Below are 18,758 nucleotides of genomic sequence, written 5' to 3' on the forward strand. Positions count from 1 at the left end.
CTCGCTGCTCAAACTAAATGGCATGGTCTACTCGATCCCCAGTGCGCGGCGCACCGGTTTGAAGCTCTTGCGATATTCGGGCAACGGGCCGCGCTCGGCCAGAATGGCGAGATGCTCCGCAGTCGGATAGCCCTTGTGGCGGGCAAAACCATACTCGGGATGACGGCTGTCCAGCTCGGTCATCTCCGCATCTCGGGTCACCTTGGCGAGGATCGAGGCGGCGCTGATGGCGGCCACCAGGCTATCGCCCTTGACCACAGCGCGCGCTTCCATCGGCAATGCAGGGCAACGGTTGCCATCGATAAAGACCAGCTCGGGGGTGACCTTCAGTCCCGCCACGGCGCGCTGCATCGCCAGCATGGTGGCATGCAGGATGTTGAGCTCGTCGATCTCCTCCGGAGTGGCGCGACCGATGGCCCAGGCGAGCGCTTTCTCTTTGATCTCGTCAAACAGCGCCAGCCGCTTCTTCTCAGAGAGCTTCTTGGAGTCAGCCAGCCCGGCAATCGGATTGGCGGGATCGAGAATGACCGCAGCGGTGACCACGTCACCCACCAGGGGGCCACGGCCCACTTCGTCCACACCGGCAACCAGCTTGTCGTCAGGAATATCGATCATCATCTTGTAGCCTTGAATCAAAACAGGCCCCGTGGGGCCTGACAGGGGTCGACTGGCGCGGCATCACCGCTCGGAAAACGGATTAACGGGCTGCGCGGCGCAATCGACGGTCCGAAATAGCGTTATCTGCCGAGCAGATCCGCCACCGCATCGGCAGCCTGCGAGTCGGCATTGCAGCGGATCAGCTGGTGCAGCTCGGTGAAGGTGTTGACCAGCGCACTGTTGTCGTGCTCGAAGTACTTGCTCACCTCTTCCACCAGATTCTCCGGGGTGCACTCGTGCTGGATGAGTTCCGGCACCAGCATGCGACCGGCAAGCAGGTTGGGCAGAGAGACAAATTCGGTCTTCACCAGTCGCTGGGCCAGCCAATAGCTGAAGGGCTTGAGTTTGTAACCCACCACCATCGGTTTTTTCACCAGCATGGCTTCGAGCGCCGCAGTGCCGGAGGCCAGCATCACCACGTCGGCGGCGATCATCGCCTCGCGGCCCTGCCCTTCCAGCAGCACCATGTCGAGACCCGGCGCTACCTCGGCCTTGATGGCCATAAACTGCTCGCGCCGTTTCTGGTTGACCAGCGGCACGATGAAGCCGAGATCCGGATAGCGCACCGTCAGGTGTTTGCACGCCTCGAGAAACAGGGGGGACATAAACCCCACTTCTGCGGTGCGGCTGCCCGGCAGCACTGCCAGCCAGCGGCGATTGGCATCGATACCGAGATTGCGACGCACGGCTGCCTGATCCGGCACCAACGGAATATCATCCGCCATGGTGTGACCGACAAAACGGCAAGGGGCATCGAAGCGGTCGTAGAAGGCTTTCTCGAAGGGCAGGAAGGCGAGCACCATGTCGGTGGCGGCCTTGATCTTGTGAATGCGGTTCTGGCGCCAGGCCCATACCGAGGGGCTGACATAGTGAACCGTCTTGATACCGGCGCGGCGCAGTTTCAGCTCCACTCCGATATTGAAATCCGGTGCATCCACGCCGATGAAGATATCGGGTGGATTGGCAATAAAGTGGCGCAACAGTTCGCGACGGACCTTGAGAATGCGCGGCAGACGGCCCAGCACCTCGGTAATCCCCATGACGGAGAGCTCTTCCATCTCGAACAGGGCCTTGACGCCGAGGGCCTGCATCCGCGGCCCGGCGATCCCTTCGAACTGCGCATCCGGGTAACGGGCTTGCAGCTCGCGCACCAGACCGGCAGCCAGAATGTCGCCGGAGACTTCTCCGGCGACGATACCGATACGAACCGGATCAGGCACGGATGATCCCGCGCTCGTTATCTTTGAGGAAGTCCACATAGAGCTGGACGGCCGGTTCGGCTTGCGCCATCTCGATCAGCACCGGCAGCACCTCTTCGATGGTCTTGCCGGAACGGAAGATCTCTTTGTAGGCACGCTTGACGGCAGAGATGGCCTCGGCGCTGAAACCGCGGCGACGCAGACCTTCGGAGTTGACCCCGAACGGCTTGGCGTAGTTGCCGGCGGCCATCACGTAGGGCGGCACGTCCTTGTTCAGGGCGGCGCAGCCACCGACGAAGGCGTGGGAACCGACGCGGCCGAACTGGTGAATGGCGGAGAGACCACCAAAGATCACGAAGTCACCGATCACCACGTGGCCCGCCAGGGTCGCGTTGTTGGCGAAGATGCAGTTGTCACCGATGATGCAGTCGTGGGCAACATGAACGTTGACCATGAACAGGTTGCCGCTGCCGACCTTGGTCAGGGATTGATCCTGAATGGTGCCACGGTGGAAGGTGCAGTTCTCGCGAATGACGTTGTTGTCGCCAATTTCGAGGAAGGTGCGCTCACCGGCGTACTTCTTGTCCTGGCAATCCTCACCGATGGAGGTGTGCTGGAAGATCTTGTTGCCGCGACCAATCTTGGTCGGCCCCTTGATCACCACATGGGAACCTACCCAGGTGTTGTCACCGATTTCCACCTCGGCGCCGATGACAGAAAAGGGGCCGATTTCAACCCCTTTACCGATCACGGCAGACTCATGGACGATGGCAGTATCGTGAATGATGGCAGTCTGGTCGATCACGTGTGTTAAACCTCGCGTTTGGCGCACATCAGCTCGGCGGTACAGACCACTTCACCGTCGACGGTGGCGACACCGGTGAACTTGGCAATACCGCGACGCTCTTTCAGGAACTCCACGTCGAGCACCAGTTGATCACCGGGGCCGACTGGGCGCTTGAAACGAGCGTTGTCGATTGAGGCAAAATAGTAGAGTTCGTTGGGAGACGGCTTGCCCACCATGGTAAAGGCCAGGATACCGGTGGCCTGTGCCATCGCTTCCAGGATCAGTACACCCGGGAACACCGGCTTGGCCGGAAAGTGCCCCTGGAAGATCGGCTCGTTGAACGAGACGTTCTTGATGGCGCGCAGAGTTTTGCGCTCATCGCTGATCTCGTAGTCGTCTACACGATCCACCATCAGAAACGGATAACGGTGGGGCAGCAGATCCATGATTTCCTGGATACCCAGGCTCTTCTTTTCAGTAGTCAAAACAGTACCCTATACCAATCGTGATTATTCTTGATCCAGCTTCTTCTCAAGCTTGCTTAACCGCTTGTGCATCTCTTCGATACGCATCACCCGGGCGGCGGTCTTGCGCCACTCTTTATTGGTTTGCAGAGGGATGCCGGAAGAGTAGACACCGGGCTCGGTAATGGGTCGCATCACCATGGCCATACCGGTAACGGTGGCCTGGTCGCAGATCTCCATATGCCCGTTAAAGACGGAAGCGCCGCCAATGATACAGTATTTGCCGACCTTGAGACTACCAGCCATCACGGTGGAGCCCGCCACGGCGGTGCCGTAACCGATCTCCACGTTGTGGGCGATCTGGCACTGGTTGTCGATGATGACGTTGTCTGCGATGCGGGTATCTTCCAGCGCACCGCGGTCAATGGTGGTACAGGCACCGATCTCGACCCGGTTGCCAATGGTCACACCGCCGAGCTGGGGGATCTTGATCCACTCGCCACGCTCGTTGGCGTAACCGAAACCATCGGCCCCGATCACTGTGCCGGATTGAACCAGACAGTCGGTACCCATGGTCACATTGTGATAGAGGGTGACGTTGGCCCACAGCCGGGAGCGGGCTCCCAGCCGGGTATTTTTGCCAACAAAACAGCCTGGGCCAATGCGTACATCGTCACCCAGCACGACGCCGGATTCGATCACTGCATTGGCGCCGATGGCCACTCTCTCGCCCAGTTGCACATCAGCCGCGATAACGGCACTCGGATGAATATCCGTGGCCGGCTGCGGGGTAGTGTCCAGCAGTTGGGCTACCCGGGCAAAGCCCACATAGGGGTCTTTGAGCACCAGGGCATTGGTGGGACAAAATGGCAGATCCGCTTCTGTAATGAGCACGGCGGTCGCCTTGCTCTGCTCCAGATAATGTCGGTACTTCTTGTTGGACAGGAAGGTGATATCCCCCTCCCCGGCCTTTTCCAGTGTCGCTACCTTGCGGATTTCCAGGGTTCCGTCGCCATGGACCTGGGCCCCCAGTTGCTGGGCCAGCTGTGCGAGAGTGAATGCCATCAATTAGTTGCTCTTGCTTACCTGAGAAATAACCTGGCCGGAGATGTCCAGCTTGCTGGCGGCATACGGGGCGGCATTGCGCTCCAGCACCAGATCGTAACCATTGCTCTTGGCGATGGAATCGATGGCAGCCTGCACCTTGGTCAGGATCTTGTTGCGCTCTTCGGACTGACGGCGGCCGTTGTCCTGCTCAAAGGCTTGACGCTTCTGGTTGAACTCCATCTGCAGCTTGGCCAGCTTCTCCTGGTTCTGCTTCTTCTGCTCGGCGCTCATGAAGGCTTCATCCTTGCGGAACTTCTCGACCAGCTTCTGGCCTTCCTGTTCCAGCTTCTGCAGCTCACGCATGCGCGGCTCGAATTCACCTTTCAGCTTGGCTGCAACGGCTTCACGCTGGGGCAGCTTTTGGAAGACTTCGCCCATGTCGACCACGGCGATCTTGGTCTCAGCGAAGGCAGAACCCATGCCGGCAGCCATCAGTGCAAAGCTCAAACCAGCTACTTTCAACGCTTTATTCACACTTACTCCTTGTTCCCTCATGGCGAGGGCTACCTGATTTACCCGATTATGCAAGCGGCGTTAGGACCGTCTTGTTACCTGGTGAGGCACGCATACCGCGCGTCCCATCATTGAAGACCCCCACCGCATGGGTGGGGGTGAAACTCTGCTTAGAAAGTACGACCGATGTTGAAGGAGAAGAACTCGGTGCGATCCCCTTCGTATTGCTTGATCGGCTTGGCCAGGGCGAACACCAGCGGGCCCATCGGCGAGAGCCACTGCAGGGAGACACCGGCAGAGACCCGGATATTGCTCGGGCTGGAGTAGTCCTGGCTCAAGTAGTTGCAATTAGAACTGGCGGTACAGGGATATGCCCCGTTGGCAAAATCAGTGCTCCAGACAGTACCTGCATCGACAAATGCAGTGGTACGGATCTGCGGACGGTAGGTCTCTGAGACAAACGGGGTCGGGAATACCAGCTCGAAGGAAGCCACAGCCAGCGCATTGCCACCCACCGAGGTATCGGAACCTTCGTAATATCCAGTCTCAGTCGGAGCACCGGAGCCATTATTCTTGTACTGCTTGTAAATAGCCTTGGGACCTATGGTATTGCTCTTGAAGCCACGTACCGTATCGAAACCACCGGCATAGTAATTTTCGAAGAACGGCAGCATGCTGCTATTTCCATAGCCATTTCCGTAGGAGACTCGTCCCTTGCCGATCATCACCCAGCTATGATCCACATCGAGCGGGAAGTAATGGGCATCTTCGGCGGAGAGCTTGTAGTACTGCAGCTCCATACCCGGCACAGTCACCTTGGCGTTCACTCGTTGACGCTCACCGGCGGTCGGAAACATCCCCTTGTTCAGGGTTGAACGGGTCCAACCAGCGGTGAGGTCGACTGTCACGAACTCAACACTATCCTCACCCTTGGCATAAAGATCCCAGAACTGATCCATCTGCACTGACTGACGGTTGTCATTCCATTGGTTATAACAATTGTTGTTCTCGTCAACGCCATCAGAACCGATACACTCCTTGAATTTTGCCTCATTAAATGTCGGTCGGCTGAGCTTGGAGCTTTCAATACCGGTACTGAAGTCGAGACGGTTGAACTCGTTGACCGGGAAGCCGCTGGAGAGACGGAAACCGATGGTTTCGTTCTCGTAATCGACGATATCGGCATCATCGGCGCGGAACTGGTTGTAGTAGACCCGACCACCCAGGCTGACACCATCTACGGTGAAGTAGGGGTCGTTGTAGCTCAGGTCAACATTCTTGGAGTAGTCGTTGGTGCTGGCGTTGATGGAGACCTTTTTACCGGTACCCATAAAGTTGTCCTGGGAGATCCCCGCCTGCAGGCTCAGACCCGATTCGGTGCCGTAACCGATACCGGCGTTGATAGAGCCTGCTGGCTGCTCCTTGACCTTGAAGTCGAGGTCAACCAGATCATCGTTGCCCGGCACCCGCTTGGTGTCCACTTCGACACTCTCGAAGTAGCCAAGGCGGTTGAGACGGCTCTTGGACTGCTCGATGTTGTCGGAGGAGAGCCAGGTGCCCTCCATCTGGCGCATCTCGCGACGCAGTACCTGATCTTCGGTGGTGGCGTTACCGCTGAAGTTGATGTTACGCACATAGACACGGGGGCCCGGCTCAACGTTGACGATCAGCTCCACTTCCTTGGTCTTGTCATTGATCTGCGGGAAGGTGACCACTTTCGGATAGGCGTAGCCGTAACGGCCGAGGAACTTGGAGAGCACCTCTTCGGTATGAGTCACCTGACTGGCGGAGTAGGTGCTGCCGGCAGCAATCGGGATCAATCCCTTCATCTCGCCACCGCGGTCGATCAGGTCCCCCTTGAGCTGGACACCGGAGACCTTGTACTGATCCCCTTCCTTGATGTTGAGGGTGACATAGACGCCCTTCTTGTCGGGGGTCATGGAGACCTGGGTAGACTCCTGCTGGAAGCGGATATAGCCGCGGTCCATGTAGTAGGAGCGCAGGGTCTCGATATCCCCCGCCAGCTTCTGCTTCTGATAGCGCTGGTCGGCGGTGAAGTTCCACCAGGGTACTTCGTCGCGCAGGGAGAGCTGGGCAATCAGCTTCTCTTCAGGGAAGATGCTGTTGCCGACGATGTTGATCTGCTGGATCTTGGCCGCTTCCCCTTCCACGAAGGTGAACTTGAGGTCGACCCGGTTGCGCGGCAACGGGGTGACGATGGCCTTGACCTTGGCGGAGTATTTACCCACGCCATAGTAGAAATCTTCCAGCCCCTTCTCGAGGGAGGTGAGCACGGTGCGATCCAGCGGATCGCCCACACGGATACCGGAGGACTCCAGACTCTGGGTCAGTTGCTCCTCTTTGATATCCTTGTTACCGGCAAACTCGATGCTGGAGATGGTTGGACGCTCCTTGACCATCACTTGCAGCACCTGGCCGTCACGGTAAACCTTCACATCCTCGAAGTTACCCGAGGCATAGAGCTTTTTGATGGCGCTGGCCAGAGCCACGGAATCGACGGTATCACCGACCCGGATCGGCAGGTTCAACAGTGCGGCACCCAGGGTCACCCGTTGCAGACCTTCGACCTGGATATCTTGCACCACAAAAGAGGCAGGGGCCGCCTGGGCCAGGAAACTGGCACCCAGCAGGCAACTCAACACCAATGCTTTTTTAACAGCCATTTTGTTCTTATGTGTCCTTGTTGATGCTCTGGCCTCAGAGGCGAGCGAAATCGTTAAACAGCGCAATGCCCATCAATAACATCAGAATGGCGGCGCCGATCCTGAAACCCACTTCCTGTATTTTCTCTGATACCGGCTTGCCGGTGACCGCTTCGATCAGGAAATAGACCAGATGGCCACCATCAAGCACCGGCAGGGGGAACAGATTGATAATTCCCAGGTTGACGCTGATCAGCGCCAGAAAACTCAAGAAATAGACCAGACCATAGTCGGCACTGCTGCCGGCGCCCTTGGCAATGGAGATGGGGCCGCTCAGGTTGTCCAGCGACACGATGCCACCGATCAACTTGCCAATCATGTCAAAGGTGAGCGTTATCAGGCTCCAGGTCTTGTCCGCGCCATACCACAGCGCCTGCAAAGGCCCATACTGTAACAGAATTCGATATTCATCCGGTAATGGAACCAGTTGCGGCGAGAGACCGACGAATCCTACCAGCTTGCCCTGCACCTTGCGGCTATCCGGGGTCAGGGTCACGTTGAGATCACTGTTGTTGCGCTCAACCACCACTTGCAGGGGTTCGCCCGGAGCCTGCTGCACCAGCTCGACAAACTCGGCCCACGCGGTAATAGGCTGATCGCCGACCTGTTTGATACGGTCACCGACCTGCAGCCCCGCCTTTTCACTGGCACTCTTGGCCACCACTGCAGCCACGACTGGCAGCACTTTGCCACTCAGGGGGACGATCCCCAAGCTGCCGATGGGCGACTCTTTATCCGGATCGAAGGTCCAGCCGGTCAGCGACAAGGTTTTATCGGTGGCATAGCTGGTATTGGGTGCCTGCACTTTCAGGGTGACTGCATCATCACCCAGATGACTGATAAGAGCGTAGGTGACGCTCTCCCAGTCACCGGTCTGCTCATCGCCGACCCCGACAATCTCCATCCCCGGCAGCACACCCGCCTCGGCAACTATGGATGACGGACGCACTTCACCGATCACCGGCTTGACGCTCGGAACCCCGATGATAAACATCAGCCAGAGGGCAAACAGGGCAAACACGAAGTTGGCCATGGGGCCCGCGGCAACAATCGCCATCCGCGCCCAGACACTCTTGTGGTTGAAGGCATACTGCTCGTCACCGGGCTTGAGTTCATCGACCCGGCCATCGAGCATCTTGACGTAGCCACCGAGGGGGATCAGCGCCAGCACATATTCGGTGCCATCTTTACCCATCCGGCGCCAGATCGCCTTGCCAAAACCGATGGAGAAGCGCTCAACCTTGACGCCACAACGACGGGCCACCCAGAAGTGACCAAACTCGTGCACCGCGACCAGCAGGCCCAGCGCAACAATAAAGGCACCGATATTCCACAACACACCGCCCATCAGCCAAGCTCCTCAATCAAAGTGTGAGCACGGGCTCTTGCCGCACCGTCCAGGGCAAACAGATCATCGAGCGAGCCGACGGCGCTGCTCTCCAGCACCAGCATCACTGCCTCGTTGATCCGGGCAATATCCATAAAGCCGATGCGCCCGGCCAGGAAGGCGGCAACCGCCTCCTCGTTGGCTGCATTAAGCGCAGTGGTCGCCGCTTGTCCCTTCTGGCAGGCATTGATGGCCAGTGCCAGACAGGGATAGCGATCATAATCAGGCCGGATAAAGCTGAACTCTCCGACACTGAAGAAATCCAAAGGTTCCACACTGGAGGGGATGCGATTGGGATAAGCCAGCGCATGGGCGATGGGGGTACACATATCCGGATTGCCAAGCTGGGCCAGCACGGAGCCATCCTTGTACTGCACCATGGAGTGGATCACCGACTGCGGGTGGATCACCACCTGGATCTGCTCGGGCGCCGCATTGAACAGCCAGCGCGCCTCAATGTACTCCAGCCCCTTGTTGATCATGGTGGCGGAGTCGACCGAAATCTTGGCCCCCATCGACCAGTTGGGATGAGCGATGGCCTGCGCCGGCGTCACCTTCGCCAGCTCGCTGATCTCGGTGTAACGGAACGGGCCGCCAGAACCGGTCAGCAAAATCTTGCTGATCCCCGCCGCCGCCAGATCGCAAAAACCGGGCTGGCGCTGCACGGCGGTCGGCAGACACTGGAAGATGGCATTGTGTTCGCTGTCGATGGGCAGCAGCTCGGCGCCATGTTCGTGCACGGCTTCCATGAAGAAAGCACCGGACATCACCAGCGCCTCCTTGTTGGCCAGCAAAATTCGCTTGCCGGCACGTACCGCGGCCATGGTCGGGGCCAGTCCGGCAGCACCGACGATGGCGGCCATCACGCTATGGGTGTCGGGGTGAGCGGCAACCTCGCAAAGGGCTGCTGCACCAGACATGACCCGGGTCGCACTGCCGTGCGCTTTCAGACGGGCAGCCAGTTCACGGGCGGCATCCTCATCGACCATCACGGCAAAACGGGGGAGAATTCGAGGCAGTCCCGCAACATGGCATCCACGTTGCGGGCGGCGGTCAACGCCAACACTTGCCAACTGCCCGGGTTATGGCGCAGCACTTTCAAGGTACTCTGACCAATGGAGCCGGAGGCCCCCAGAATAACCAGTGACTTGTGCATCAAAACTCCTGACTGAGTAGCAGATAACTGAGCAGAAACACCGGCAGGGCGGCGGTCAGGCTGTCGATCCGGTCGAGAATGCCGCCATGTCCAGGCAACAGGGTGCCGGAGTCCTTGATGCCCGCCTCGCGCTTGAACATGCTCTCGGTCAGATCACCGAGCACGGAAGCAAGCACCGCCAGCAGAGAGCAAAACAGCACGGTGATCATCTTGGCAGGAACAAATCCCATCGACCAGGTGACACCGATGGCCAGCAGGCTGGCGGTAAAGAGGCCACCGCACATTCCTTCGATGGTCTTGCCCGGACTGACGGCGGGGGCAAGCTTGTGCTTACCGAACGCCTTGCCGAAAAAATACGCGCCAGAATCTGCCGCCCAGACCAGTCCCATCACGAACAACAGGATCCAGGCGCCCATCATGGGGTCATGGTAAAAGTTGTAACCACGGATGGCGACCAGCGACCAGAAGAAAGGAACCAGGGTCACCAGACCAAACAGCGACTTGAGCCAGATAGACTCTTTCCACAGCTTGGCGCTTTGGGGATAGCGCAGCACCAGCAGCAGACCCAGCAACCACCAGCTTACCGCTGTCCAGAGCACACCCATCACGAGAGGGTGCAGGTGGGGCGTCCAGAGTTGCTCCACTGGCAGCCAAAAGAGGCTGGCACCGAGCAACAGACAAAATACGATGGGCAACCATTGCTGCGGAGCAGCAGAGACAAACCCGCTCCATTCGCGACTGGCCAACAAAAACACCAGCGCAGCCAACAGGGCAAAAAATTTCAATGGCAGAAAGAAGAGCGCCCCCAACACCAGGGGGATCAACATCAAAGCAGTAATAATTCGTTGTTTTAGCAAAAGAAACCTCTCTCTTGGGAGCGGGGTTTAGCCGGTCTGCTGCTCGGCGATCAATTCCCGTATCTGTTCACCCGTGCAACCGAAGCGACGCTCGCGGGCAACGAAAGAGGCGACCGCCTCACTGAACTCGGCCTCGTTGAAGTCGGGCCACAATACCGGGGTAAAATAGAGCTCGGCATAAGCGAGCTGCCATAACACAAAGTTGCTGATGCGATGATCACCACCGGTACGGATCAACAGGTCCACGGGTGGCAGATCGGCCATGCAAACCTCGCGGGTCAACATGGATTCATCAATGTCGTCAGCGGCCAGTTCACCGGCCGCCACTGCTTTAGCCAGCTTGCGGGCAGCTTGGGCGATATCCCACTGGCCGCCATAGTTGGCCGCAATGTTCAGGGTCAACCCCTTGTTATTGGCGGTCAAGGCTTCCGCCTTGGCGATTTTGGCCTGCAACCGCTCACTAAAGCGAGCAGTATCGCCAATCACCTTGAGCCGGATCCCGTTGTTGTGCAGTTTCTGCACCTCACGACCCAGCACTGTGATGAACAGTTCCATCAAGGCACTGACCTCCCCTTCCGGGCGGCGCCAGTTCTCGCTGGAGAATGCAAACAGGGTCAATGCCTCGATCTTGGCACGCGCAGCAAAGGTAACGGCCTCGCGCACTGACTTGACGCCCGCCTTGTGGCCATAAACCCGCATCTTGCCTCGGTTCTGGGCCCAGCGACCGTTACCATCCATGATGATGGCGACGTGACGGGGTAAAGACGAGTTGGCACAATCACCCAACGCAGCCAAAAGCGACATGTAATTCTCCCACAAAGACAAAAGCGCCGTGCAGGGGCACTACACGGCGCTCGTAATATACCTTTCAGACGGTTAGATTTCCATTAGCTCCTTCTCCTTTACGGCAAGGGCCTCATCGACCAGCTTGATGTAGGAGTCGGTCAGTTTCTGGATCTCTTCCTGGGCGCGACGGTCGTCGTCTTCGGAGATCTCTTTGTCCTTCAGCAGCGCTTTCAGATCAGCGTTGGCGTCACGACGGATGTTGCGCACGGCAACACGGGCATTTTCCGCTTCGGCACGGACGATCTTGGTCAGGTCGCGACGGCGCTCTTCGGTCAGCGGCGGCAGCGGCACGCGCAGGGTCTGGCCATTGCTGGACGGGTTCAGGCCCAGATCGGAGGTCAGGATCGCCTTCTCTACCGCCTGGATCATGGAGCGGTCAAAAATGGAGATGGAGAGGGTGCGAGCATCTTCTGCCACGACGTTGGCCAACTGTTTCAGCGGAGTGGCAGCACCGTAATACTCAACCTGGATGCCGTCGAGCAGGCTCGGGTGAGCGCGGCCGGTACGGATCTTGGACATTTGAGTCTTGAGCGCTTCTACGCTCTTGCCCATACGGTCCTTGGCGTCGTTTTTAATCTCGTTGATCACAGTGGTTTTCCTTTTGGCGAACGAGCCGCTACACGGCCCGTGTCTATCTTATTTACTGACGTGATGGATAGGATAAGAGCGCCAGGTGGCTCACTTTTATCTTATTTACCAACGTGGTGGATCAGAGTGCCTTCCGGTTCACCCATGACAACCCGGCGCAGGGCACCCGGTTTGTTCATGTTGAACACGCGGATCGGCAGATCATGGTCACGTGCCAGGGTAAAGGCAGCAAGATCCATCACCTTGAGCTCTTTTTCAAGAACTTCATCATAACTCAGTTCATGATACAGCACGGCATCCGGATTCTTGACCGGATCTTCGTTGTATACACCATCAACCTTGGTGGCTTTGAGCACCACGTCAGCTTCGATCTCGATCCCGCGCAGACAAGCCGCAGAATCGGTAGTGAAGAAGGGGTTGCCGGTACCGGCAGAGAAGATAACGACTTTGCCAGCACGCAGCTGGCTGATTGCCTCGGCCCAGCTGTAGGAGTCACAGACCCCCTGCAGGGAGATGGCAGACATCAGACGGGCATTCACATAAGCACGATGCAGGGCATCACGCATGGCCAGACCGTTCATCACGGTTGCCAGCATACCCATGTGGTCGCCCACCACGCGGTTCATGCCCGCTTTGGCAAGACCGGCACCACGGAACAGGTTGCCGCCACCGATGACCAGACCGACCTGAACACCCAACTCAACCAGTTCTTTGATCTCTTGGGCCATCCGCTCCAGCACCGCCGGATCAATGCCGAAACCCTCGGATCCTTGCAGGGCTTCACCACTCAACTTCAGAAGAACACGTCTGTATGCAGGTTTGGGATTGGTACTCATGTCACTGATTCCTGGTCATATAAAGACCGCGACATAAGTCGCGGTCTGGGGAAACGGAAAAACCGGTTCGATTAGGCCTTTTGAGCGGCCGCGATTTGGGCTGCAACTTCAGCAGCGAAATCGGTCTCTTGCTTCTCGATGCCTTCGCCCACTTCGAAACGGGTGAAGGAGACAACGTCAGCGCCTTCTTTCTTCAGCAGCTCGGCAACGGTCATGGAAGGATCTTTCACGAACGGTTGACCAGTCAGGGAAACCTCACCGGTGAACTTCTTCATGCGGCCTTCAACCATCTTCTCGGCGATCTCTTTCGGCTTGCCGGAGTTGATGGCGATGTCGATCTGGATTTCGCGCTCTTTGGCAACGACTTCAGCAGACACGTCTTCAGGCTTGACGAATTGCGGGCTGTTGGCAGCAACGTGCATGGCCAGATCTTTGGCCAGCTCGGCAGAACCACCGGTCAGCTTGGTGATAACACCAATGCGGGAACCGTGAACGTAGGTACCCAGGTTGTCACCTTCAACCAGCATCACGCGACGCAGGTTCATGTTCTCACCGATCTTGGCGATCAGGTTGGTGATAGTCAGCTCGACGGATTCGCCGTTACCGAAGTCAGCGGCTTTCAGCGCGTCAACGTCAGCAATTTTCTGGGTCGCAGCGATGTCAGCGATCTTCTGGCCCATTGCCATGAAGCTGGCATCTTTGGCGACGAAGTCGGTTTCGCTGTTCAGCTCGATCATGACGGCAACGTTGCCTTCGGTGCGAGCAAAGATAACGCCTTCAGCGGCAATACGGCCAGCTTTCTTGGCGGCTTTGGCCTGACCGGATTTGCGCATGTTCTCAATTGCCAGCTCGATATCACCAGCAGCTTCTTCCAGTGCTTTTTTGCAATCCATCATGCCAGCGGCAGTGCGCTCGCGCAGTTCTTTTACCAGGGCGGCAGTAACGTTAGCCATGTCCAGTATCCTCGGTCTTGAATTGACAAGAAACAGGGGCCACAAGGGCCCCTGCTAACCAATTACATCAGCTTGGTTAATAAGGGCTTTACAGTCCTTATCAATTACTCAGCTTCAACGAAGCCATCTTGTTCGGCTTGAACAACGATGTCCTGAGCGCGAGCTTCCAGTACGGTGTCAGCAGCAGCATTCAGGTACAGCTGTACGGCACGGATAGCGTCGTCGTTACCCGGGATGACGTAATCAACGCCGTCCGGGTTGGAGTTGGTATCAACGATGGAAACTACCGGGATACCCAGGTTGTTGGCTTCTTTGATAGCGATGTGCTCGTGGTCGGCATCGACAACGAACAGAACGTCAGGCAGGCCGCCCATGTTCTTGATACCACCCAGGCTCTTCTCCAGCTTTTCCATTTCGCGAGTACGCATCAGCGCCTCTTTCTTGGTCAGCTTGTCGAAGGTACCGTCCTGGCTCTGGGTTTCCAGATCTTTCAGGCGCTTGATAGACTGACGAACGGTTTTCCAGTTGGTCAGCATACCGCCCAGCCAGCGGTGGTTTACATAGAACTGGTCGCAACGCTCAGCGGCTTCTTTTACGGCTTCAGACGCGGCACGCTTGGTACCAACGAACAGTACCTTGCCTTTCTTGGCAGCTACGGAGCTGATGAAGTTCATGGCATCGTCAAACATCGGAACGGTTTTTTCCAGGTTGATGATGTGAACTTTGCTGCGGGCACCGAAGATGTAGGATTTCATTTTCGGGTTCCAGTAACGAGTCTGGTGACCGAAGTGAACGCCGGCTTGCAGCATGTCGCGCATAGAAACTTTAGCCATTTTATACCTCTGTATTGGGGTTAGGCCTCCACACATCCCATATAACCGACCCGTTAAGGCACCCCGGCATATGTGTCGATGTGTGTGTGTTGTTTAAGTAAGGGTGATGAAATCGGGACGCAAGTTCCCCATTCCGGCGCGCTTTATACCATAACTTTGTTCAGGACACCACCGGCCGACACCCTAAACAGGTGTAAATATGGATCCCGCCAGAGGATGCTGCGACGCCGATTTGACGTTGTGATGACAATCACACTGGAAGTACACGGGGGTTGCGGATAAAATTTTGCCCTGATTGCAAACGCATCTATTTTTCATTACCTGTCCTGTCTGCCCTCGCAGGCCCAGCGGCAGGCCGCAAGAGAGATCCCATGTCCATTAAAATCAAGACACCGGAAGAGATTGAAAAGATGCGCGTTGCCGGCCAATTGGCCGCCGATGTGCTGGTCATGATTGCGCCCCATGTCAAAGCTGGCGTCACCACTGACGAACTGAACACCCTCTGCCACGACTATATTGTCGACGTACAACAGGCGGTTCCAGCTCCGCTCAACTACCACGGCTTCCCCAAATCCATCTGCACCTCGGTGAACGATGTGATCTGCCACGGTATCCCGAATCACAAGAAGCTGCGCGATGGCGACATCATCAACCTGGATATCACCGTCATCAAGGATGGTTACCACGGCGATACCTCGGCCATGTTCATCGTGGGTGAAACCACCCCGCTGCGCCGCCAGCTCTGCAAGGTTGCGCAAGAGAGCCTCTACGCCGCCATCAAGAAGGTGCGTCCGGGGGCCTGCATCACCGAAATCGGCGCAGTGATCCAGCCCATCGTCGAGAAGGCCGGTTTCTCCGTGGTGCGTGACTACTGCGGTCACGGTATCGGTGCCGAGTTCCACGAAGAGCCGCAGATCCTCCACTATCGCAACAGCGGCAAGCTGGAGCTGAAAGCAGGCATGTGCTTCACCATCGAGCCCATGGTCAACAGCAAGAAGTATCACTGCAAGGTCAATCCGAAGGATGGCTGGACCGTGACCACCAAGGATGGCGGCGACTCCGCCCAGTGGGAACACACCCTGCTGGTGACCGAGGATGGCTGCGAGGTGCTCACCCTGCGCCCCGATGACACTATCGACCGCTTCATCAAACACAGCTAACATCGAACCCCGGCCCTGAACTTCCAAAGCGCCGGGGTTTTTACTTCTGTTTCAGCCGTTTGCCTGCCACTGTGTGTGAGATGCCATGGACGCCAGCCTGCTTTCCCCCCATTTGTTACCCGATGACCAGCTCACTCGCGACAACTGCAAAGAGTACCTGAGCCGCTTTCTCGGCTGGCTGCACGCCCGTTTTGATGCCGGCGACAACATCATCGAGCTGGTCGCCACCCGCTCCGAATACATGGATCAGCTGCTCTGCCGATTGTGGCAGAAGTTCGGCTTCGACAAGAGCGACCTCACCCTCATCGCGGTAGGCGGTTATGGCCGTGGCGAGCTGCACCCCCACTCCGACATCGACCTGCTGATCCTCTATGACGGCGACGAACTGGACGAGGTGTTGGGACTGCGGATCGGCGAGTTCATCACCTTGCTGTGGGATCTCAAGCTGGAGGTGGGTCAGGCGGTGCGCAACGTGGCGGAGTGTCTCGAGCAGGGGCGTGCCGATATTACGGTCGCCACCAACCTCATTGAGGCCCGCTACATCACAGGTCGCCAGGAGGGCTTCCGGCAACTGAAAGAGGCCACCGGCCCCCAGCACTTCTGGCCAAGCGAAGCCTTCTTTCGCGCCAAGCGCCAGGAGCAGGCTGAACGTCACCAGCAGTTTCTCGGCACCGCCTACAAGCTGGAGCCCGATCTCAAGAGCAATCCAGGCGGCCTGCGGGATATTCAAACCCTCGCCTGGGTCGCCCGCCGCCACTTCGGCGCCACTACCTTGTTCGAGATGACCAGCCACGGCTTCCTCAATCGGGCCGAGTACCGCGAGCTGCTCGACTGCCAGAATTTTCTCTGGAAAGTGCGCTTTGCCCTGCACATGGCCATCAACAAGGGAGATAACCGCCTGCTGTTCGATCGCCAGCGCACCGTAGCCCAGATGCTGGGATTCGAGGGGGAAGGCAACACTCCGGTCGAGCAGATGATGAAGCGCTTCTACCAGACGGTGCGGCGGGTCGCCGAGCTTAACGAGATGCTGCTGCAGCTGTTTGACGAGGCGATCCTCGGCAACACCGCCATGGATGTGCGCCGCCTCTCCGACGAGTTCCAGCTCCGTGGCCGCCTCATCGATGCAGTGGATGCGGAGCTGTTTAGCCGTGAACCGGCCGCCATCTTGCGCCTCTTCTATCAGATGGCCCAGCATCCCGAGATTGCCGGCATCCACTCGGCAACCCTGCGCCAACTGCGCGAGGCACGCCGCAAACTCAACTGCTGGCTGCAGGACTTGCCTGACTGCCGTCGCCTCTTTATGGCGCTGCTACGCCACCCCAACGGCATCGGCCTGCCGCTCACCCTGATGCACAAATACGGCATCCTCGCCGCCTATCTGCCGCAATGGAACCTGATCGTCGGCCAGATGCAGTTCGATATGTTCCACGCCTACACGGTAGATGAGCACACCCACAGGCTGCTCAAGAACATTCATCAGTTTCCCAATCCGGCCAGTCGCCAGAGCCACCCGCTCTGCCACGAGGTCTTCACCCGGCTGCGCAAACCGGAGCTGCTCAGCATCGCCGCCCTGTTCCACGACATCGCCAAGGGGCGGCGTGGCGATCACTCGGAGCTCGGCGCCGTCGATGCGCTGGAGTTCTGCCAGCTGCACGGTCTGGATCGCTACGAGAGCCGACTGGTCGCCTGGCTGGTGCGCCACCATCTGCTGATGTCGGTTACCGCCCAGCGCCGCGATATCTACGATCCCGACGTGGTCACCGACTTTGCCCAGAAGGTGCGCGACGAACAGCATCTCGACCTGCTCTACTGCCTTACCGTGGCCGATATCTGCGCCACCAACGATACCCTGTGGAACGACTGGAAGGGCACCCTGCTGCGGGAGCTCTACTTCGCCACCCAGAAGGCGCTGCGCCAGGGGCTGGAGAACCCGCCCGACATGCGGCTGCGCATTCGCGAAAACCAGCGTCAGGCCAAGCAACTGCTGGCGCAACGGGATGTATCGGAAGAGGCAATCAACCAGCTCTGGGCCGATTTCAAGGCCGACTACTTCCTGCGCCACAGCCCGGAGCAGATCGCCTGGCACTGCCGCCACATCATCGAGCATGGCGACAACCCGGCGCCGCTGGTGCTGATCGGCAAACACCCGACCCGCGGTGGCAGCGAAGTGTTTATCTACTGCCGCGACACGCCGAATCTGTTTGCCACCGTGGCCTCGGCGCTGGATCAGAAGAACCTCAACATCCACGACGCCCAGATCATGAACTCGCGCAGCAACTTCGTGCTCGACACCTTCGTGGTACTGGAGCCAAGCGGCGAACCCATCAGCCCCAACCGCACCGCTACCATCAAGAAGGCGCTGGAGAAAGCACTGCAGGAGCCGGGCAAGCTGGTACTGCGCAACAAGCCGCTGTCACGGCGCCACCGCCAGTTCAGCGTGCCAACCCGGGTCGTTTTTCTGCCACACAAGGGGGAGAGCCGCCACACCCTGATGGAGCTGACCGCCCTCGATACTCCCGGCCTGCTGGCACGGATCGGTGCCGTGTTCCAGCAGTGTGGTCTGTCACTGCATGCCGCCAAGATCGCTACCTTCGGCGAGCGGGTCGAGGACTTTTTCAGCCTGACCAGCCTCGATGGCGAACCATTGACCGCCGAGCAACAACAGCAATTGGAAGAGCGACTGGTACACCAGCTCAATCCCCAGCAGTCGGTACTGGATTAAGCGAAGAGTGATTCGAAAGAGGCTGATTGC

The 18,758-nt window shown here is 58.1% G+C and carries 16 protein-coding genes and 1 pseudogene; 2 read left to right on the top strand and 15 right to left on the bottom strand.

Features of this window, described 5'->3' with window-relative positions:
- Positions 1 to 27 precede the first annotated feature (27 nt).
- The 15 genes and pseudogenes from rnhB to rpsB all read right to left on the bottom strand — a co-directional run bounded on the left by rnhB (position 28) and on the right by rpsB (position 14,846).
- Positions 28 to 618, bottom strand: coding sequence for a ribonuclease HII (rnhB, locus tag ACTG19_RS07345; protein WP_042055124.1), 591 nt, complete (start codon positions 616 to 618; stop codon positions 28 to 30).
- A gap of 119 nt (positions 619 to 737) precedes the next feature.
- Positions 738 to 1,877 carry a lipid-A-disaccharide synthase gene (lpxB, locus tag ACTG19_RS07350; protein ID WP_040098041.1) on the bottom strand — a complete coding sequence of 380 codons (1,140 nt, stop codon included), beginning with the start codon at positions 1,875 to 1,877 and terminating at the stop codon, positions 738 to 740.
- Complete coding sequence (gene lpxA, locus ACTG19_RS07355) at positions 1,870 to 2,661, bottom strand: acyl-ACP--UDP-N-acetylglucosamine O-acyltransferase (protein WP_005338557.1); 792 nt, start codon at positions 2,659 to 2,661, stop codon at positions 1,870 to 1,872. Before lpxA ends, lpxB begins: the two co-directional genes overlap by 8 nt.
- A 5-nt stretch (positions 2,662 to 2,666) precedes the next feature.
- On the bottom strand, positions 2,667 to 3,128 hold the full coding sequence (gene fabZ / locus ACTG19_RS07360; RefSeq protein ID WP_005338559.1) for a 3-hydroxyacyl-ACP dehydratase FabZ: 462 nt from the start codon (positions 3,126 to 3,128) through the stop codon (positions 2,667 to 2,669).
- A 24-nt stretch (positions 3,129 to 3,152) separates the two neighbouring features.
- Entirely contained in the window at positions 3,153 to 4,172 is a 1,020-nt protein-coding gene (gene lpxD / locus ACTG19_RS07365; protein WP_005338561.1) for a UDP-3-O-(3-hydroxymyristoyl)glucosamine N-acyltransferase, read from the bottom strand.
- A gap of 3 nt (positions 4,173 to 4,175) precedes the next feature.
- Positions 4,176 to 4,688: an OmpH family outer membrane protein gene (locus ACTG19_RS07370; protein WP_005338563.1), complete on the bottom strand. Its 513-nt coding sequence runs from the start codon at positions 4,686 to 4,688 to the stop codon at positions 4,176 to 4,178.
- Between the two features lie 149 nt (positions 4,689 to 4,837).
- Positions 4,838 to 7,351 carry an outer membrane protein assembly factor BamA gene (gene bamA, locus ACTG19_RS07375; protein WP_439988931.1) on the bottom strand — a complete coding sequence of 838 codons (2,514 nt, stop codon included), beginning with the start codon at positions 7,349 to 7,351 and terminating at the stop codon, positions 4,838 to 4,840.
- Between the two features lie 34 nt (positions 7,352 to 7,385).
- Positions 7,386 to 8,738, bottom strand: coding sequence for a sigma E protease regulator RseP (gene rseP / locus ACTG19_RS07380; RefSeq protein ID WP_439988932.1), 1,353 nt, complete (start codon positions 8,736 to 8,738; stop codon positions 7,386 to 7,388).
- A pseudogene (ispC, locus tag ACTG19_RS07385) lies at positions 8,738 to 9,933 on the bottom strand (1-deoxy-D-xylulose-5-phosphate reductoisomerase). Before ispC ends, rseP begins: the two are co-directional and overlap by 1 nt.
- On the bottom strand, positions 9,933 to 10,790 hold the full coding sequence (locus ACTG19_RS07390; RefSeq protein WP_026034918.1) for a phosphatidate cytidylyltransferase: 858 nt from the start codon (positions 10,788 to 10,790) through the stop codon (positions 9,933 to 9,935). The pseudogene ispC and the gene ACTG19_RS07390 overlap by 1 nt, the downstream one beginning before the upstream one ends.
- Before the next feature lie 27 nt (positions 10,791 to 10,817).
- Positions 10,818 to 11,594 carry a polyprenyl diphosphate synthase gene (gene uppS / locus ACTG19_RS07395; RefSeq protein ID WP_005338574.1) on the bottom strand — a complete coding sequence of 259 codons (777 nt, stop codon included), beginning with the start codon at positions 11,592 to 11,594 and terminating at the stop codon, positions 10,818 to 10,820.
- A gap of 72 nt (positions 11,595 to 11,666) precedes the next feature.
- Positions 11,667 to 12,224 carry a ribosome recycling factor gene (frr, locus tag ACTG19_RS07400; RefSeq protein ID WP_005338576.1) on the bottom strand — a complete coding sequence of 186 codons (558 nt, stop codon included), beginning with the start codon at positions 12,222 to 12,224 and terminating at the stop codon, positions 11,667 to 11,669.
- Between the two features lie 101 nt (positions 12,225 to 12,325).
- On the bottom strand, positions 12,326 to 13,060 hold the full coding sequence (gene pyrH / locus ACTG19_RS07405; RefSeq protein WP_005338577.1) for a UMP kinase: 735 nt from the start codon (positions 13,058 to 13,060) through the stop codon (positions 12,326 to 12,328).
- Between the two features lie 71 nt (positions 13,061 to 13,131).
- The gene (tsf, locus tag ACTG19_RS07410) at positions 13,132 to 14,013 is read right to left on the bottom strand and encodes a translation elongation factor Ts (RefSeq protein WP_005338578.1); all 882 of its coding nucleotides are present in this window, start codon (positions 14,011 to 14,013) and stop codon (positions 13,132 to 13,134) included.
- Positions 14,014 to 14,117: 104 nt separating this feature from the next.
- Positions 14,118 to 14,846 carry a 30S ribosomal protein S2 gene (gene rpsB / locus ACTG19_RS07415; protein WP_005303470.1) on the bottom strand — a complete coding sequence of 243 codons (729 nt, stop codon included), beginning with the start codon at positions 14,844 to 14,846 and terminating at the stop codon, positions 14,118 to 14,120.
- Positions 14,847 to 15,217: 371 nt separating this feature from the next.
- Between rpsB and map the strand changes: the two genes are divergently transcribed.
- Positions 15,218 to 16,006: a type I methionyl aminopeptidase gene (map, locus tag ACTG19_RS07420; RefSeq protein WP_005338579.1), complete on the top strand. Its 789-nt coding sequence runs from the start codon at positions 15,218 to 15,220 to the stop codon at positions 16,004 to 16,006.
- Between the two features lie 85 nt (positions 16,007 to 16,091).
- The gene (glnD, locus tag ACTG19_RS07425; RefSeq protein WP_113738984.1) at positions 16,092 to 18,728 is read left to right on the top strand and encodes a bifunctional uridylyltransferase/uridylyl-removing protein GlnD; all 2,637 of its coding nucleotides are present in this window, start codon (positions 16,092 to 16,094) and stop codon (positions 18,726 to 18,728) included.
- Positions 18,729 to 18,758 lie beyond the last annotated feature (30 nt).

Source organism: Aeromonas sp. 3P (genome assembly GCF_051919745.1).
GTDB lineage: Bacteria > Pseudomonadota > Gammaproteobacteria > Enterobacterales > Aeromonadaceae > Aeromonas > Aeromonas veronii.

Bases quoted from the DNA above. Each gene is read 5' to 3' on its own strand.
- rnhB (WP_042055124.1), bottom strand. From the start codon at position 618: ATGATGATCGATATTCCTGACGACAAGCTGGTTGCCGGTGTGGACGAA.
- lpxD (WP_005338561.1), bottom strand. From the start codon at position 4,172: ATGGCATTCACTCTCGCACAGCTGGCCCAGCAACTGGGGGCCCAGGTC.
- bamA (WP_439988931.1), bottom strand. From the start codon at position 7,351: ATGGCTGTTAAAAAAGCATTGGTGTTGAGTTGCCTGCTGGGTGCCAGT.
- rseP (WP_439988932.1), bottom strand. From the start codon at position 8,738: ATGGGCGGTGTGTTGTGGAATATCGGTGCCTTTATTGTTGCGCTGGGC.
- uppS (WP_005338574.1), bottom strand. From the start codon at position 11,594: ATGTCGCTTTTGGCTGCGTTGGGTGATTGTGCCAACTCGTCTTTACCC.
- pyrH (WP_005338577.1), bottom strand. From the start codon at position 13,060: ATGAGTACCAATCCCAAACCTGCATACAGACGTGTTCTTCTGAAGTTG.
- tsf (WP_005338578.1), bottom strand. From the start codon at position 14,013: ATGGCTAACGTTACTGCCGCCCTGGTAAAAGAACTGCGCGAGCGCACT.
- rpsB (WP_005303470.1), bottom strand. From the start codon at position 14,846: ATGGCTAAAGTTTCTATGCGCGACATGCTGCAAGCCGGCGTTCACTTC.
- map (WP_005338579.1), top strand. From the start codon at position 15,218: ATGTCCATTAAAATCAAGACACCGGAAGAGATTGAAAAGATGCGCGTT.
- glnD (WP_113738984.1), top strand. From the start codon at position 16,092: ATGGACGCCAGCCTGCTTTCCCCCCATTTGTTACCCGATGACCAGCTC.